The 16096-nt window shown below is 65.4% G+C and carries 14 protein-coding genes; 6 read left to right on the top strand and 8 right to left on the bottom strand.

What is annotated here, in order from left to right; all coding sequences use genetic code 11:
• The first annotated feature begins 152 nt into the window (after nucleotides 1–152).
• The 4 genes from glgA (at nucleotide 153) to FRZ40_RS44680 (ending at nucleotide 3875) form a co-directional block, all read left to right on the top strand.
• Nucleotides 153–1613 (top strand): glycogen synthase GlgA, encoded by a 1461-nt coding sequence (gene glgA, locus FRZ40_RS01530; protein ID WP_147233077.1) that lies wholly within the window; start codon nucleotides 153–155, stop codon nucleotides 1611–1613.
• 280 nt (nucleotides 1614–1893) lie between these two features.
• A complete protein-coding gene (gene pdxY / locus FRZ40_RS01525) occupies nucleotides 1894–2757 on the top strand; it encodes a pyridoxal kinase PdxY (RefSeq protein ID WP_028367088.1) in 864 nt (287 codons plus the stop codon).
• Between the two features lie 105 nt (nucleotides 2758–2862).
• Complete coding sequence (locus FRZ40_RS01520) at nucleotides 2863–3324, top strand: hypothetical protein (protein WP_147233076.1); 462 nt, start codon at nucleotides 2863–2865, stop codon at nucleotides 3322–3324.
• On the top strand, nucleotides 3324–3875 hold the full coding sequence (locus tag FRZ40_RS44680; RefSeq protein ID WP_193566962.1) for a hypothetical protein: 552 nt from the start codon (nucleotides 3324–3326) through the stop codon (nucleotides 3873–3875). Before FRZ40_RS01520 ends, FRZ40_RS44680 begins: the two co-directional genes overlap by 1 nt.
• A gap of 364 nt (nucleotides 3876–4239) precedes the next feature.
• Here FRZ40_RS44680 and FRZ40_RS01510 read toward each other — a convergent pair whose 3' ends face one another.
• Both FRZ40_RS01510 and FRZ40_RS01505 read right to left on the bottom strand, forming a co-directional pair.
• Nucleotides 4240–6141, bottom strand: coding sequence for a DUF3857 domain-containing transglutaminase family protein (locus FRZ40_RS01510; RefSeq protein WP_147233075.1), 1902 nt, complete (start codon nucleotides 6139–6141; stop codon nucleotides 4240–4242).
• Nucleotides 6138–7058, bottom strand: a complete 921-nt coding sequence (locus FRZ40_RS01505) for a helix-turn-helix transcriptional regulator (RefSeq protein ID WP_147233074.1) — start codon at nucleotides 7056–7058, stop codon at nucleotides 6138–6140. Before FRZ40_RS01505 ends, FRZ40_RS01510 begins: the two co-directional genes overlap by 4 nt.
• Before the next feature lie 108 nt (nucleotides 7059–7166).
• On the opposite strand from FRZ40_RS01505, the gene FRZ40_RS01500 reads away from it, so the two are divergent.
• On the top strand, nucleotides 7167–7718 hold the full coding sequence (locus FRZ40_RS01500) for a hypothetical protein (RefSeq protein ID WP_147233073.1): 552 nt from the start codon (nucleotides 7167–7169) through the stop codon (nucleotides 7716–7718).
• A gap of 29 nt (nucleotides 7719–7747) precedes the next feature.
• Here the strand turns inward: FRZ40_RS01500 and FRZ40_RS01495 are convergent, their stop codons facing one another.
• Complete coding sequence (locus FRZ40_RS01495; RefSeq protein ID WP_028370535.1) at nucleotides 7748–9139, bottom strand: DHA2 family efflux MFS transporter permease subunit; 1392 nt, start codon at nucleotides 9137–9139, stop codon at nucleotides 7748–7750.
• Between the two features lie 120 nt (nucleotides 9140–9259).
• Complete coding sequence (locus FRZ40_RS01490) at nucleotides 9260–10483, bottom strand: aspartate aminotransferase type Ic (RefSeq protein WP_147233072.1); 1224 nt, start codon at nucleotides 10481–10483, stop codon at nucleotides 9260–9262.
• A 137-nt stretch (nucleotides 10484–10620) separates the two neighbouring features.
• Here FRZ40_RS01490 and FRZ40_RS01485 point away from each other — a divergent pair, with 137 nt between their 5' ends.
• Nucleotides 10621–11475, top strand: a complete 855-nt coding sequence (locus FRZ40_RS01485; RefSeq protein WP_147233071.1) for a LysR substrate-binding domain-containing protein — start codon at nucleotides 10621–10623, stop codon at nucleotides 11473–11475.
• A 30-nt stretch (nucleotides 11476–11505) separates the two neighbouring features.
• Here FRZ40_RS01485 and FRZ40_RS01480 read toward each other — a convergent pair whose 3' ends face one another.
• The 4 genes from FRZ40_RS01480 to hutI form a co-directional block, all read right to left on the bottom strand.
• Nucleotides 11506–12168, bottom strand: a complete 663-nt coding sequence (locus tag FRZ40_RS01480) for a hypothetical protein (RefSeq protein WP_028370538.1) — start codon at nucleotides 12166–12168, stop codon at nucleotides 11506–11508.
• A 376-nt stretch (nucleotides 12169–12544) separates the two neighbouring features.
• Nucleotides 12545–13357, bottom strand: a complete 813-nt coding sequence (gene hutG / locus FRZ40_RS01475) for an N-formylglutamate deformylase (protein WP_147233070.1) — start codon at nucleotides 13355–13357, stop codon at nucleotides 12545–12547.
• Between the two features lie 54 nt (nucleotides 13358–13411).
• Nucleotides 13412–14827, bottom strand: coding sequence for a formimidoylglutamate deiminase (locus tag FRZ40_RS01470; RefSeq protein ID WP_147233069.1), 1416 nt, complete (start codon nucleotides 14825–14827; stop codon nucleotides 13412–13414).
• Between the two features lie 23 nt (nucleotides 14828–14850).
• Complete coding sequence (gene hutI, locus FRZ40_RS01465) at nucleotides 14851–16071, bottom strand: imidazolonepropionase (protein WP_147233068.1); 1221 nt, start codon at nucleotides 16069–16071, stop codon at nucleotides 14851–14853.
• Nucleotides 16072–16096: the final 25 nt, after the last annotated feature.

Raw genomic sequence — 16096 nt, 5'->3', positions numbered from 1 at the left:
GCAAGCGCGGGCCGGCACGCAGACAGCGCGCGGCGACGCGTTGCGCGGCCGCGCACCGCCTGCACGGCCCATGCGCCCCGACGCGCGGACGCCAATCCGCGGCAACCCTTAACCGGCAGTTATCCGGCAGTTAACCGACAGGACTGAGGCTCATGACGATCCGCGCGCTGCATGTCGCTAGCGAGCTGTATCCCCTTCTGAAAACGGGCGGTCTCGCCGACGTCGTGGGCGCGCTGCCGCCCGCGCTGATCGAACTGGGCGCCGATGTCCGCGTGCTGCTGCCTGGCTTTCCCGCCGTGGTCGCGGGGCTGTCGGACCTGCAGCCCGTGGCGCGGATCGGCGAGCGCTTCGGCGCGTCGAACGTCGCGCTGGAGCGCGGCACGCTGCCCGCCAACGGACTCATCGTCTACGTGATCCGCGCGGAATCGCTGTATGACCGCAGCGGCAATCCGTACCTCGATGCCGAGCACGTGCCGTACGGCGACAACGCGCAGCGTTTCGCGACGCTCGGCTGGACGGCGGCGCAGATCGCGCAGCATCTCGACCCGGCCTGGGCGCCGCAGATCGTTCATGCACACGACTGGCACGCGGGCCTCGCGCCCGCCTATCTGAAAGCGGCCGCGCGCGAGCACGGCAAGCCGCCCGCGCGCACGATCTTCACGGTCCACAATCTCGCCTACCAGGGTATCTTTCCCGCCCATCAGTTCGGCCAGCTGGGTCTGCCCGCCGACTTTTTCCACATGAGCGGCGTCGAGTTCTACGGGCAGATGTCGTTTCTGAAGGCCGGTCTCTTCTACAGCGACCGCATCACCACCGTGAGCCCGACCTACGCGCGCGAAATCCAGACGCTTGCGCAAGGCGGCGGGCTCGACGGGTTGCTCAGCCAGCGCTCGCACGATCTGTCGGGCATCCTGAACGGCGTCGATTACTCGGTCTGGCAGCCGTCCGTCGATCAATCGATCGCCGCGCGCTACACCGACACGCGCCTTGCCGGCAAGCGCGCGTGCAAGACGGCGCTGCAGGAGCGCTTCCACCTCGCGCAGAAGGGAGACGCGCTGTTGTTCGGCGTCGTGAGCCGGCTCACGGAACAAAAGGGCCTCGACCTTCTGCTGGCCGCCCTGCCCGACATCATCAAGCGCGGCGGCCAGCTGGTCGTGTTCGGCACGGGCGACCCGGCGCTCGAAAACGGCTTGCAGCGCGTGGCGCAGGCGCATCCCGAGAGCGTCGCCGTCGAACTCGGCTTCGACGAGACGCTTGCTCACCAGATCGTCGCGGGCAGCGACGTGATCGCCGTGCCGTCGCGCTTCGAGCCGTGCGGGCTGACGCAGCTCTATGCGCTCGCGTATGGCTCGCTGCCACTCGTGCATCGCGTGGGCGGTCTCGCCGATACCGTCGTCGATGCGTCGCTCGAAAACATCGCCGACGATCTCGCGACGGGCTTCGTGTTCGAGCGCTTCGAGCCCGAAGCGCTGACGGCCGCGATCCGCCGCGCGTTCGCGCTGTACGCGCGGCGCACCGACTGGAAAGCCGCGCAGCGCCGCGCGATGCGGCAGGACTTCGGCTGGGGCGCGTCGGCGGAACGCTATCTCGCGCTGTATCGCGAACTGGTGTGAGCAGGCTCGCGCGACGTTGATCTTGCGCATCGCCGGCGCGCGCGTTGACGGTTCGACGCAACACGGCGGGGCCTGATGGGCTCCGCCGCGCGAAAACTCATGTATCTTGTGATGAACCGGGTGTGGCGCGTCCGGCGGGCACGCCGCCGCGCATCGCGCCAAAGCGGTGCATGAGCGCGGCACCGGCAGGCATCAGGTTCCAACGACAGCGCCCACGAAAAGCGCGCATCCGTTTCGCATTCTTTCTTCTGGCGCCCTCCCTGCGCCGTATCGGTTCGACATGAAAAATGTTCTGAGCATCCAGTCGCACGTGGTATTCGGGCACGCAGGCAATGCCGCATCGGAGTTCCCGATGCGGCGCCTCGGCGTCAACGTGTGGCCGCTCAACACGGTGCAGTTCTCGAACCATACGCAATACGGGCATTGGGAAGGCAGTGCGATCGATGCATCGCAGATGCTCGCGCTCGTCGAAGGTATCGGCGCGATCGGCATGCTGCCGCGCTGCGATGCCGTGCTCTCGGGCTATCTGGGCACACCCGAACAGGCGCAGGCCGTGATTGAAATCGTGCGCGCCGTGAAGTCCGCGAATCCGCACGCGCTTTATTTCTGTGATCCGGTAATGGGCACGGCGACGGGCTGCCGCGCCGAACCGGGCATCCAGGAATTTCTGGTGCGGACGATGCCCGAAGTCTCCGACGTGATGTGCCCGAATCACAGCGAACTGCAGCGGCTCGTCGGGCGCGAGATCGAGACCGTCGAAGAAGCCGTCGCTGCGTGCCGCGAACTGATGAAGCGCGGTCCGAAGATGGTGCTCGTCAAGCATCTGCTCGATCGCAACAGTCTTGCGGACCGTTTCAACATGCTCGTCGTGACCCAGCGTGAAGCGTGGATGGGGCAGCGTCCGCTGTATCCGTTCGCGCGTCAGCCCGTGGGTGTCGGCGACATGACGAGCGCCGTGTTCGTCGCCCGGACGCTGCTCGGCGACTCGGTGCGCAGCGCATTCGAGCACACGCTTGCTGCCGTCAATGCCGTGGTGCGTGCGACGTTCGACGCGGGGCGCTACGAACTCGAGATCATCGCCGCACAGGATGATATTGCGCGGCCGCGTGACTGGTTCGATGCGTGGGTGGTGGAGTCTGCGTGACACGCGCGGCACACGCCCCTGTCAGCCCAACGTCCTATAATGCCTGCCGCGCGACCTTGCGCGGCATTTTTATTGGCACTGGCAACACTGGCAAGAGAGGCACTGATGGACGGCACTATTCGCAGCGAACGTGAAGAGCAGTTTGAAGAGTTATGTATCAGCGTCGACGCAGACGAAGCGCATGAGCAGGAAGCGATCGAATTTTTCGAAGCGCAATTCGGCGAAGCGGACTTCGACGCTGCGCAATGGCTCGATATTGCGCTTTATTACTCGCCTGCCGTCGCTCGCGGCATTATCGACATGGTCACGCCTGACGATAAGGCGCGCAGCAATATTGCCGTCGTGATTGGCGATAACCTCGATATTTCGTATGGCGAGGATGAGTGTCAGCAGTTTGCTGAGACGATTCAGTTTGCAATCGCGAATGGGGTGCCTGTTGATCTCGATGTTGTGCTCGATGGATGTCAGCGGGCTATCGATGATCTCGATACCTGGGCTGAAGATGAGGTGAAGGAGCCGCTGCTTCGGCTGCGGGAAGAGGTTTTGAGGTTGCAGGGCGAGCAGTGATGTCGCCGTTTGGTTTTGGTTTTGGTTTTGGTTTTGGTTTTGGTTTTGGTTTTGGTTTTGGTTTTGGTTTTGGTTTTGGTTTTGGTTTTGGTTTTGGTTTTGGTTTTGCTGGCATCCGCGATTTGGTATTGGTGCTTCAAGCGTTGCCCCTGTGCGGGGCGGCACTTACTTTCTTTGCCGCCGCAAAGAAAGTAAGCAAAGAAAGCGGGCTAACCCCGCTAATGCTAGTCATTGCCTGCGGCCCCCCACGGGTCCCGCACTCCCGACGGCATCGCACTATTTCACGCCCGTTGCCAGCGCCTTTAACAGGCGCCTCACCCTCTCCAGTCACCCGTAGCACAGCCAGCGGCAGCGATCCGTCTGTGCCGCCCAGGTGGCAAACTGTGTGTAGGTTATCGCACCTTACGCGTTGGCGCTCCTACGACACCGATCCCGCTTTTCAGTCCGGAGTGGTGCATTTCCGTCGCGACGGCCTACACACAGTTTGCCACCTGGGCGGCCGTGGACTTCCTGGTAACGCAATTCGTGACGCGGGCACGCGAAGCGGGTGATGCGTACAGTTAGCACGCTGGCAACGAGTGTAAGAAAGTGCGATGCCGCGTGGAGTGCGGGACCCGTGGGGGGCCCGCAGGCAACAACAAGCACTGGCGGGGTTAGCCCGCTTTCTTTGCTTACTTTCTTTGCGGCGGCAAAGAAAGTAAGTGCCGCCCCGCACAGGGGCAACGCCTGAAGCACGGATACGAAATCGCGGATGCCAGCAAAACAGCCAGACAAAAAGCCAGAGTTAGCACGCTGGCAACGGGCGCGAAATTAGCGTGTTGCCGCACGAAGGACGGGGACGTTGAGAGCCCCTGGGCAATAACAGGGGCAACGCCAATAAACCGATAAGAAAACGCGGATGCCACCGCCGAACAATCACCGCGCAACAACACCTCGAACCACAATCTGCGCGAGAACATCACGTTCAATCCGAACAAGAGAAACCCGCGCCTGCGCAAACTCATCGGCGCTGCACACCTGACGCCCAAACCGTGCACGAAGATGCCGGGTAATCTGCACGACGCGAGTCGAAGGATCAAACACATACCGCGACTGAAAATCGAAAAACCGGTCGCGTACAGCAGCATCCTGAGGCATATCGGTCACGCGAACGGTATCGGGTAGCGTAATCTGCGCGGTCTCCTCGAAATCGCCGCCGATACAAACCCACGGCTGCGTCCGCTCCGGCTCGGCAAGCCAGGCCTGCACCTGCGTCGCGATCCCGCCCGACAAGCTCGTCAACGCAGGCAACGCAGTCGTACCGTCAGGCCACGTGAAATGCTCCAGCGTCCCCTGCATGGAGATTGCAAATGGCCCCGAAGTCGAAGTCAATTCGCCCGGCTGCATCCGGGCAATCCCATGCAATCCCGTCTGCCGCAAACGGTCGGCGGCAATCTGCTGCCAGCGCTGCCGTGTCGCGCGGCGAAACACATTGCGCTCGAGTTCCGCCGGCACGCCCACGTCTTCGACGCGATACGTGAACGCCGCCGTCCCCGTCCCGTCGATATCGATCGCCAGCCGCGCATTGCGGCCGCGTTCCTGCGTCGCGGGCGTGCGCGCCAGCACGCCGTCGTCGACGAGCAGCACAGGCCGGTCCATCGCGCCCGGCGGCAGATAACCGAAGCCGATGCCGCCCGCCGTCGTGTCCGCGTACAGGTTCAACGAAGGAATCCATGTGATTGCATGGTTGATCGCGCTCGCGCCGTAGCCCGGCACGTCGGGCAGCGTATAGACAGGGCCCAGATTGAGCAGCACGGCCTGGCTGTCGATGCCGACGGCCGCGAGCATCGCGCCATACAGCGCGACGTGATCCTTGCAGTCGCCATAACGGTTGCGCAGGATATCGCTGGCCTTGTGCGGCACGGCCGCCGTCTCGCCGAGAAAAAGCGCGACGTAGCGGATGTTCATGCGCACCCAGTCGTACAGGATCTGTGCCTTCTCGCGCGGGTCGCCGGTGTGCGCCGTCAGCGCCTGCGCGAACTGCGCAATCGCAGGGTCGCGCCACGTCGGGTCCTGCGCCGCCGTGCGATAGCGCTCGGCAAATGAGGCGAAATCGCGCGTCGTCGATATCATCAGCCGGTCGCCCCACGTCGCGTAGCCGACGGCCCCCGCTTCGATCGGCGCGTACGGTCCATGCTGGTACTCGAACGTGTAGCGCGTACGGCCGTTTTCCGTGACGGGCGGCAACGCGACGTAACCGCGTGCGTCGGCATAGAGCGGCACGTCGGCGGGCAGATCGAAGATCAGCTGCTGCATGTCGACGGGACCGCGCGTCGGCTCGACGAAATACGCGAACGTGCCGCCTTGCAGCGGAATCGAGCGCGTCTTGCGAAACGCGAGATGCACGCGCGACCCCGGCTCGACGCCCGGAAAAATCACCGTGCGCAGCACGCCGTCCTGGAAGGTCGGCGCGCCCGCCGAGCGCGGCTCCTGCACGTCGCGGATGCCGTCGGGGCCGACGGGATGCGCGACCCCGTCGCGATCGATCGTCTCCGCCGCGAGCGACTGCACCTGCTCGATGTCCTTGTTAAACCACACGTAGCGTTGCGCGATATCGTCGACGCCGCTCGTCGTGTTCGCGCGCAGGATCGTGTCGTCGTGCTCCTCGATCGAACCGTCCTTCTGCACGACGAACAGATGCACGTCGCGCTCGATCGTCGACGGCGGAACATCGTCGGACGCCACGCGTTCCTGCGCGTGCACGGCGGCCGCGCCGCATGCGCAGACAAGCAGCGGCAGCATGGCCGCCGCGCGCAGGCGGTGCACGTGACGGCTCATGCGTTGCGCGCCTCGCAACGGCGCGCGCCGCGCTGCATGCGCCAGGCGCGCGGACTCATGCCGAATTCGGCACGAAACGCGTGATTGAAATTGGACACATCGTTGAAGCCGCTGTCGAGCGCGATATCGACGACCTTCGCGTCCTCGTCGGCAAGACGCAGCGCCGCATGGCGCAGGCGCGCGCGCAGCACGTATTGATGCGGCGTGACGCCCGTGACGCGCTCGAAGCTGCGCAGGAAATAGAAATCGGACAGGCCGCACAGTTGCGCGAGACTTGCGAGCGTATGCGGCGCATCGGGCGTTTCATCGATCAGGCGCGCAGCCTGCGTCACGCGCGACCATGCGCTCGCGCCCGTCGCTGCGTGACGGCGCTTCGCGTCGGCTCGCGCGGAACGCAGCGTGAGATCGGCGAGTTCGACGGCAAGTTCGTCCCATGACACGTCGGACGCGCCATGCGCCGCTGCGCTGCACGCACGCGCAATCAGCCCTGAAAACGCACGCAGCGGCGGCAGGCGGACGTGACGGAACGATGCATCGCCGTGAGCGAAGCCCATGTCGGCGGCAAGCCGCTCGAAGTACGCAGACTGATAGTGAAACGATACGCAGCGGTCGCCCGACGCATGCCGATGACCGCATTCGAAGCATTCGCCTGCGTTGCCGAGCAGCAGCGAACCGGGCGTCAGCAGCTCGCGTCCTGCCGCCGAGCGGTAGCCGAACGCACCCGCCAGCACCATCGCGATGCACACGCCCGCATGCCGTTCCTCGAACGGCCGGTCGCGCGGGCCGAAGGTGCACAGCACATCCGTCACCTGCCAGCCCTCACCCGCCGCGATGGTGCGCATCTGCGTGCTGCCGGGCGCACCGAGCGTGTCGCGGCGGGCCAGCGCGGCTTCGAGTTCGACGGCAATTTTTCCCAAGATGTCACCTCGCGGGATCCGTATGCTGGTTTTATCACAATGCCGGCGGGTGCGGCGCGATGCGCCCTCCTCCCTTTCAATCGACTTCGACAGATGGAGCAGCGTTCAATGAATGCATTGGATCAGGGTCTCGCGCGCGGCTTTCATGCCGCACTCGGCGCGCCCGGCCGCGCGGCCGGCATCGACGCCGCGCACGACCTCTACGGCTGGCTCGTCGGCAGCTGGGACATGGACGTGCTGCACTACCGCGTCGACGTGCGAGAGCGGCATCTGACGGGTGAAATTCACTTCGGCTGGACGCTCGAGGGCCGTGCAGTACAGGATGTATGGATCATGCCGCGCCGCGCGGATCGCGACGGCGCACCGCGCGAGCCCGGCTTCGACATGTACGGCACGACGCTGCGCATATGGGATCCCACGCTCGAAGCGTGGCGCGTCACCTACATCAACCCCGTGAACGGACAGCGCGACGAACTGGTCGGACGGAGGATGGGCGGCGATATCGTGCAGGTCGGCACGCACGCGGACGGCACGCCGATCCGCTGGAACTTCACCGATATCACCGACGACGCGTTCCGCTGGACGGGCGTTGCGCTCGCGCAGGACGGCGTTACGTGGAACCTGGAAGGCGAGTTCGCCGCGCGGCGCAGGCGCGGCTAGCGCAGCGGCTCATGCGGGCTCATGCGGGCTCATGAACGCTGCCGCAACTCCGCCCCCTCGTCCTTCGAAAGCTTCACGAAGAAGAACAGCGAGCACAGCACGGCCGCACCGACCACGAAGAACGCCGGCGAGAAATCGCGCGCCGTGAGGTGCGCCGCGCTGCCGCCGTGCAGATGCGCCGTCAGCGCGAGCAGCGACGCGCCGAACGCCACGCCGAGACTCACCGACAGCTGCTGCGCCATGCCCGACAGCGCCGTCGCGCGGCTCATCTTCGGCTTGGGCATGTCGGAATAGCCGAGCGTGTTGAGCGTGACCATCGCGAGCGAATTGAACAGGCCGCCCGCCAGCAGCACGCAGAAGATCAGCAGATGCGGCGTGCTGGGCGTGAAGAGCCCGTAGCACGCGTAGAAACAGCCCGTCATGCAGGTCGCGACGATCAGCACGGTGCGAAAGCCGATGCGCCGGATCGCCGCGCTCATTACGCCGCGCACGGCGAGCGAGCCCACGGCCGTCGCGACGCTCAGCGAGCCGGACGTGAGCGGCGACAGGCCGAAACCGAGCTGCAGCATCAACGGCATGAGGAACGGCGACGCGCCGATGCCGATGCGCAGCGGCATCCCGCCGAGCACGGCCGTCCGGTACGCCTTGTAGCGCAGCAGCAAGGGATCGATGATCGCGTTGACGTGGCGGCGACTATACAGCCAGTACAGCAGCATCGACAGCGCGCCCGTGCCCGTGAACGCGAAGGTCACCCATTGCGGCACGAGTCCGCGCCCCGCCGTGTCCAGACCGCCGACCAGACCGACGAGCCCCGCCGACAGCAGGATGAAGCCGGGCAGATCGAAACGCTCGTCGACCGCTTCGTGCGTGTCTTCGACAAAGGCCAGCGCGCACAACACGCCGATCACGCCGAACGGCACGTTCAACAAAAAGATCCAGCGCCACGAAGTGATCGTAACCACGGCCCCGCCGAGCAGCGGTCCCGCCAGCCGCCCCACTGCGCCCGGCACTGTGAACCACACCATCGCGGCCACCATCCGCGCAGGCGGCACGCTGCGCAGCAGGATCAGCCGGCCGACGGGCACCATCATCGCGCCGCCCATGCCCTGCAGCACGCGAAACACGACGAGCTGCGGCAGCGACATGGCGATGCCGCATAACGCCGAGGCCAGCGAAAACAGGCCGATCGCCGAGCAGAACACGCGGCGCGCGCCGAAGCGGTCGGCAAGCCAGCCGCTCGCCGGCAGGAACACGGCGAGACTGAGCAGATAGGAAGTGATCGCGAGATTCAGATGCAGCGCCTCGACGCCGAGCGAGCGCGCGATGGAAGGCAGCGCGGTCGCCATGATCGACGTATCGAGGTTTTGCAGGAACAGCGGACAGGCAACGATCAGCGGAATGATGCGGGCGCGGTCGGTCATCCGTTTCTTTTACCGCAAAACGGCTGCACGTGGCGAGATCGGCTGCGCGGCACGGTATTACGATTTGTTGCGCCCGCCGCCGTACTTATGCGGCACGGCGCTTGCGCGCCCGTTCCGCCGTCAGCGCGCCGTTTCTTCGAGCGCGCGGCGCAACGCCAGCGCGATGCCACGTGCCGCGAGCTTCACTTCATCGAGCGACGGAAAGGTCGGCGCAATCCGCAAGTGCGCGTCTTCGTCGTCGCGTCCATACGGATACGCGGCGCCCGCCGGCGTCAGCACGAGTCCTGCTTCGGCTGCCAGCGCGACCGTGCGTTTCGCATAGCCCTTCGGCACATACAGACTGATGAAATAGCCGCCCTCGGGACGATTCCACGACACGTCGGGCAAATCGGCAAGCAACGCTTCGAACGTCGCCACCACTGCATCGAACTTCGGACGCAGCAGCGCACGATGTTTCGCCATCAGGCGCTCCAGTCCTTCGCGGTCTCGCAGATAGCGCACGTGGCGCAGCTGGTTCAGCTTGTCGGGACCGATGGTCCGCACGCCCATGTGCCTCTGCCACCAGCCGACATTGCGTACCGACGAAGCCAGGAACGCGATGCCGCCGCCCGCCACCGTGACCTTCGACAGCGACGCAAATACAAGCGCGCGGTCCGGATGCCCCGCCCGTTCGCATAGTTCAATGATGTTGGGCGTCGTGTGCAGCGTGTCCGTCAGATGATGAAAGCGATATGCATCGTCCCAGAAGAGCCGGAAATCGGGCGCGGCGGCAGGCAGCGCGGCCAGACGTTCAATCGTTTCGTTCGACCAGATCGCGCCGCTCGGGTTGCTGTAGAGCGGCATGCACCAGATGCCCTTGATCGACGCATCGTTCTTCACATGCGCTTCCACCACGTCCATGTCGGGGCCGTCCTGCGTCGTCGGCACGGCAATCATGCGGATGCCGAGCGCCTCGCAGATCGCGAAGTGCCGGTCGTAACCCGGCACGGGACACAGGAACGCAACCTCGCCCTGCCTGCTCCACGGCGCGTCGCCAGGCATGCCGTAGAGCATCGCGAACGCAAGCGCATCGTGCATCAGTTCGAGGCTCGAGTTGCCTGCTGCGACCACCTGCGCCGCATCGACGTCGAGCAGCTGCGCGCCCAGTTCGCGCGCCTCAGGCAAGCCCAGCAGATGTCCATAGTTGCGGCAGTCGATGCCGTCGCGCGACAGGAAGCCCGCCGTGCCCGCTTCGTCGAGCAGCGCGCGCGACAGCTCCAGCTGCTCGGGCGACGGCTTGCCGCGCGACATGTCGAGCCGCATCGCGAGCTGTTTGAATTCGTCGTAGGTGGTCGGCATGGTCATGATGTCCCCGTTTGAAGTGCGGCGTATGAAGCCAGCGTATGAAGCCATGTATGAAACCAGTATGCCGCCGCCCCTGAGTTCAGACAAACGCGTTATATTGAACATTTCGATCAATAATTCTGATAGCGCTGATACGCATGAAAGCCCTCGATCTCGACGTGCTCGCGATGTTCGTCGCCATCGCCGATACCGGCAGTTTCGTGCGCGGCGCCGCGCTCGTGCATCGTTCGCAATCGGCGCTCAGCATGCAGATCCGCTCACTCGAAACGGCGCTCGGCAAGCCGCTTTTCGTGCGCGGGCCGCGCAGCGTCACGCTCACCCAGGACGGCCAGGTGATGCTCAGCTACGCGCGCCGCATGCTTGCGTTGCGCGACGAAGCGTGGGCGTCCGTCGTGCATCCGGAGGTGAAGGGCCGCGTGGCGATCGGCGTGCCGGACGATTACGCGTCGTCGCTGCTGCCGTCCGTGCTGCGCAATTTCTCGGCAACCTACCCGAAGGTCGAGATCCAGGTGGTCAGCCTGCCGAGCAACGCGCTCGCACCGCTCCTGAAGGACAACAAGATCGACCTTGCGTGCGTGACGCGCGTGAAAGGCCTGGCGGGTGAGTTCATCCGGCTCGAGCCGATGGTCTGGGCGGGCACATCGACGGCGGGACGCGAAGTGTGGAAGGAGCGGCCGCTGCCCATCGCGCTGTTCGGCGTCGGCAGCGTCGCGCGCGCCAATGCGATCCAGACACTCGAACGCGCGAAGATCGCGTATCGCACATCGTACGAGAGTCCGAGTCTGATGGGCCTGTTCAGCATGGTCGACGCGGGCCTCGCGGTTGCGCCGCTCGCGCGCTGCGCGGTGCCCGAGCGCTTCGTCACGCTGGGCCGCCAGCATGGCCTGCCGAAACTGCCCGAGCTGGAGATCATCCTCGCGCGCAGCGCGCGCTCGAACCGGCCGCCATGCGACTATCTGGCCGAGCAGATTCTCAGCGAGTTGCGCGACTGAGCATGATTGCGCGCCGCCAATCCGGCGCGCTCAACCCTCGTCGCCCAGTTGCACGAGCAACGCATGCAGCCGCTCGGTGTGCCGCAACAGCATGTTCCGATGCTTGTCGATCTGTTCGAGACGGCCGGCGAGATCGGCCGTGATGGGATCATCGACTTCGGCGGCCGACAGCACGTCTTCGACTTTCGCACGCACTGATGCGAACTCGACGGTCGGATGCGTGAGCGAGCGCTCGAAACGCCGCACTTCCTGCACGGCCAGATCGCGCACCTTGCGGAAATACGCCTGACGCCGATGCAGTTCGGCTTCGAGCACGTCGTCTTCAGGACGGCGCTGAGGCTGCTGGCCGAAGATCGGTTCGGGCGGACGCAGCACCGATTTCTTGCGAGCGGGATGCGCGGTGCCGCGAAAACGCGCGAGCGGCGCTTCGTTGTCGATCGCTTCGCGCGCGTTGCCGGGAACCTCGGCCGCCTCGTGCGGCGCATCCATCCAGCCGCCCGGCAGCCCCGTTACCGCTTCGACGCCTCGCACGAATTCTTCGCTGAAGTCGCGCTGGCCGGCGAGCATCAGCTTGAGATACGACGCGGAGAAGGTCATCATCCGCGCGAGACGCGCGGCCGCACCCACCTCACGCGTCAGCAGGCCGAGATTGGCCCGCCAGATGGGTAGCAGGGATTCGTCGGAATATTCCATCGCTGGGTCTTCCATCATCAGTCTTGCTGCTGGCGCCTGTTGCCCGCGTCGGGCGGGCCGCACACGCCGCAAGGCGCATGCCCGTGCGCCGCGTCCGACAAAGATAGACGCATCGCTACGCGGCGCGCAACCAGATTCGCACGGCGGATGCGGCGCAAAGACAACACGGGCGCGCATCGCAGCGCGTGTGCACTTCACTGATGAATTGACCCCGCGCGGGACGTTGCGTTCCGCACGTGCCCGCAATGGAGTATGCGGCGTTCGCCGTCAGGAGAAGAGAGAGACGGGAGAGAGGCGGGAGAGAGGCGGGAGAGAGGCGGGCGAAGCATGCGGACGGACGCGCGCGCATGCTTCGTTCAGGTCGACCCGAATGAAGTCAGGCAGCCGCGACGCGATCGAGTGCCGTCTTCACGAGTTTGTCGAGCAGCGGCTCGATCTTCTGCGCGAGCGCGTCGTCGTACGCATACGGCATCTGCTCCTGCATGTAGGTGATCTGCGACAGTTCCAGTTGCACCGCATGCACGCCCGTATCAGGCTGGCCGTAGTGGCGCGTGATATAGCCGCCCTTGAAGCGCCCGTTCGCGACAGCCGTATAACCGCCATGTTCTTCGACGATAGCCGCCAGCGCTTCGGCGAGTCCCGCCACCGCGCTCGCGCCGTTCGACGTGCCGAAATTGAAGTCGGGCAAACGACCGTCGAAGAAACGCGGCACGTGTGAGCGGATCGAATGCGCTTCCCACAGCAGCACCTTGCCGTGCTGCGCCTTCAGCGCAGCGAGTTCGCCTTGCAACGCCTCGTGATACGGCTTCCAGTAGAGATCGCGACGCCGCGCGACTTCGGCATCGTCAGGCAAGCGGCCGTCGCGATAGAGCGGCTCCTTGTCGAAGGTATCGACGGGCAACAGACCCGTCGTGTCCTGCCCCGGATAGAGATTGGCGCCATCGGGCGGACGGTTCAGGTCGATCACGTAACGCGCATATGTGGGCGCGAGAATCGATGCGCCGAGGCGCTTCGCGAATGCGTACAGGCGGTCGAGATGCCAGTCGCAATCGTCGGTGCGCGCAGCGACGTCCGTCATCTGCGCGGCGACGTCGGCGGGAATGCGGGTGCCCAGATGTGGGATCGAGATCAGGAACGGCAACGTTCCCCGATGCAGTGAGAAGACAGGCAAGGTGTCGGTGGCAGTCATAAGGTCAGTGCCTCTCGTGGTTGAGCCGGCGTGTCGTTGCGCGGCGATTGCGCGTCACTTCAGCAGTCCGGCGAGCGCCGCGCGATAGTTCGCATACGCGCGCTCTTCATCGCGATGCCGTCGATTGTCGACGACTTTCGCACCGCCCGCATACACGTCGCGCACGGGCGTTTCGCCATGCTCGCAGAACACGGCGCCCGACAGCCACGCATCGCTCGCCTGCTCCGCGATGTTCGGATGATTCGCGTCGAGCACCATGAAATCGGCCCGCGCGCCCTTTTCCAGGGCGCCGACAGCGCGCCCCGTCGCGTGCGCGCCCCCTTCCAGCGAGGCGCCATAAAGACGGTCCGCGACACGCGGCATGTCCGCCGACGCGAGCACGTTGCGCTGCCGCCTCGACAGACGTTGACCGTATTCGAGCAGCCGCAGTTCCGCGCGCCAGTCGACGCCGATATGGCTGTCGCTGCCGACGCCGATGCGCCCTCTTTGCTCCAGATAATCCTGCGCGGGAAATATGCCGTCGCCGAGATTGGCTTCCGTCGTCAGGCACAACCCCGCGATCGCGCCGCTCTTCGCGAGCCGTGCGGTTTCATCGGCGTCGATATGCGTCGCGTGCACGAGGCACCAGCGTTGATCGACAGCGAAACGGTCGAGCAGCCATTGCACGGGCCGCGCGCCTTCCGTTGCGATGCAGGCATCCACTTCCGCCGTCTGTTCGGCGATATGGATGTGCACGGGCGCACCCGGCAACATCGCATCGAGTCCGTCCAGCAGCGTGCGCAGCGAATCGTTCGATACCGCGCGCAGCGAGTGCGGCGCGACACCGTAGCGCAACGCGCCATGTTCAGGGCGCGCGCGGCGCAGCGTATCGAGCAGCGAGAGCAGACTGTCGGGGGTATTGATGAAGCGGCGCTGATCGTCGCGCGGCGGCTGCGCGCCGAAGCCCGCGTACTGATACAGCACGGGCAGCATCGTGATGCCGATGCCGCTCGCGCCCGCCGCATCGACCACGCGCTGCGCGAGTTCTGCCTCGTTCGCATAGCGCTGGCCGTCCTGCATGTGATGCACGTAATGGAATTCGCAGACGGACGTGTAGCCCGACTTCAGCATTTCGATGTACAGCCATTGCGCAATCGACGCGAGCGCTTCCGGCGTGATGCGCGCCGCGAAGCGGTACATCAGGTCGCGCCAGCTCCAGAAACTGTCGACGGCGCCCTGGCCCAATGCGGCACGATATTCGGTGAGCCCCGCCATTGCACGCTGGAACGCATGCGAGTGCAGGTTCGGCATGCCGGGCAGCACCGGGCCGTGCGCTGTCGCGACGCCAGCAGGCGCTTGCGTATCCGGCGTGACGGCGCTCAGCGCGCCCTGCGCGTCCCATTGCAGCAGCACGTTACGCCGCCAGCCTTCGGGCAGATACGCATGGTCGGCGAACAGCGCTTGAGTCGACGCTTGTGTGTCTCGTGTCATGTTCGATTCCGTTCGAGCCGCGCTCATCGGGCGCGACGCAGATAGACCGTCTCGCCGCCGCGCACGACGCGTTCGCACAGCGGCCGCCCGATCCAGTATGCGAGTTCCGCGAGCGACTGCACCGACCACACCGCAAAGTCGGCGGCGCGGCCCACGGCGAGCGAGCCATGCGTGTCCGCCTTGCCGAGCGCCTGCGCCGCGTGGCGCGTCACGCCTTGCAGCACTTCGGGCACCGTCATGCGGAACAGCGTGGTGGCCATGTTCATCATCAGCGGCAACGACGTCGCGGGCGACGTGCCCGGATTGCTGTCCGTCGAAATCGCGATGGGCACGCCGTAGCGCCGCAGCAGGTCGATGGGCGGCAACTGCGTTTCGCGGATGAAGTAGAACGCGCCCGGCAACAGCACGGCGACGGTGCCCGCTTCCTTCATCGCGGCGACGCCCGCTTCGTCGAGAAACTCCAGGTGATCCGCCGACAGCGCGCGATGCCGCGCCGCGAGCGCCGTGCCGCCCGCGTTCGACAGTTGCTCCGCGTGCATCTTCACAGGCAACCGGTGACGCGCCGCCGCATGAAAAACGCGCTCGCTCTGTTCGAGCGAAAAGCCGATGCGCTCGCAAAACACATCGACGGCATCGACGAGTCCTTCGTCCGCGAGCGCGGGCAACATGCGCTCGCACACTTCATCGATGTAGTCGTCGGCGCGGCCCGCGAACTCCGGCGGCAGCGCATGCGCGCCGAGAAACGTCGTGTACACGGTCACGGGATAACGTTCGCCGAGTTGCCGCGCGACACGCAGCATCTTGCGCTCGCTTTGCAGATCGAGCCCGTAGCCGGATTTGATTTCGATGGCCGTGACGCCTTCGGCAAGCATCGCTTCGAGGCGCGCGGCCGATTGCGCGAACAGCGACGCTTCGTCGGCGGCACGCGTCGCGCGCACCGTCGAGACGATTCCGCCGCCCTGCTTCGCGATCTCTTCATAGCTGACGCCCGCGAGGCGCTGCGCGAACTCGTCGGCGCGCTGGCCGCCGTACACGAGATGCGTATGGCAATCGACGAGACCCGGCGTCACCCACGCGCCGCCGAGATCTTCGCGCGGCCACGCGGCGTAGTGCGCGGGCAGTTCGCGCGCGGCGCCGAGCCACGCGATGCGGCCATTCTCGACGGCGATCGCGGCGTCGTCGATCGTTTGATCGGGATCGCCCTGCGCGCAGAGCTTCAGATGGTTCCAGACGGTTTGCTTCATGGCAGGGCTGTCTGTGTTGAGAGCA

This window comes from Paraburkholderia azotifigens, assembly GCF_007995085.1.
GTDB classification, from domain to species: domain Bacteria; phylum Pseudomonadota; class Gammaproteobacteria; order Burkholderiales; family Burkholderiaceae; genus Paraburkholderia; species Paraburkholderia azotifigens.
This window is presented reverse-complemented; position numbering and strand designations above follow the sequence as displayed.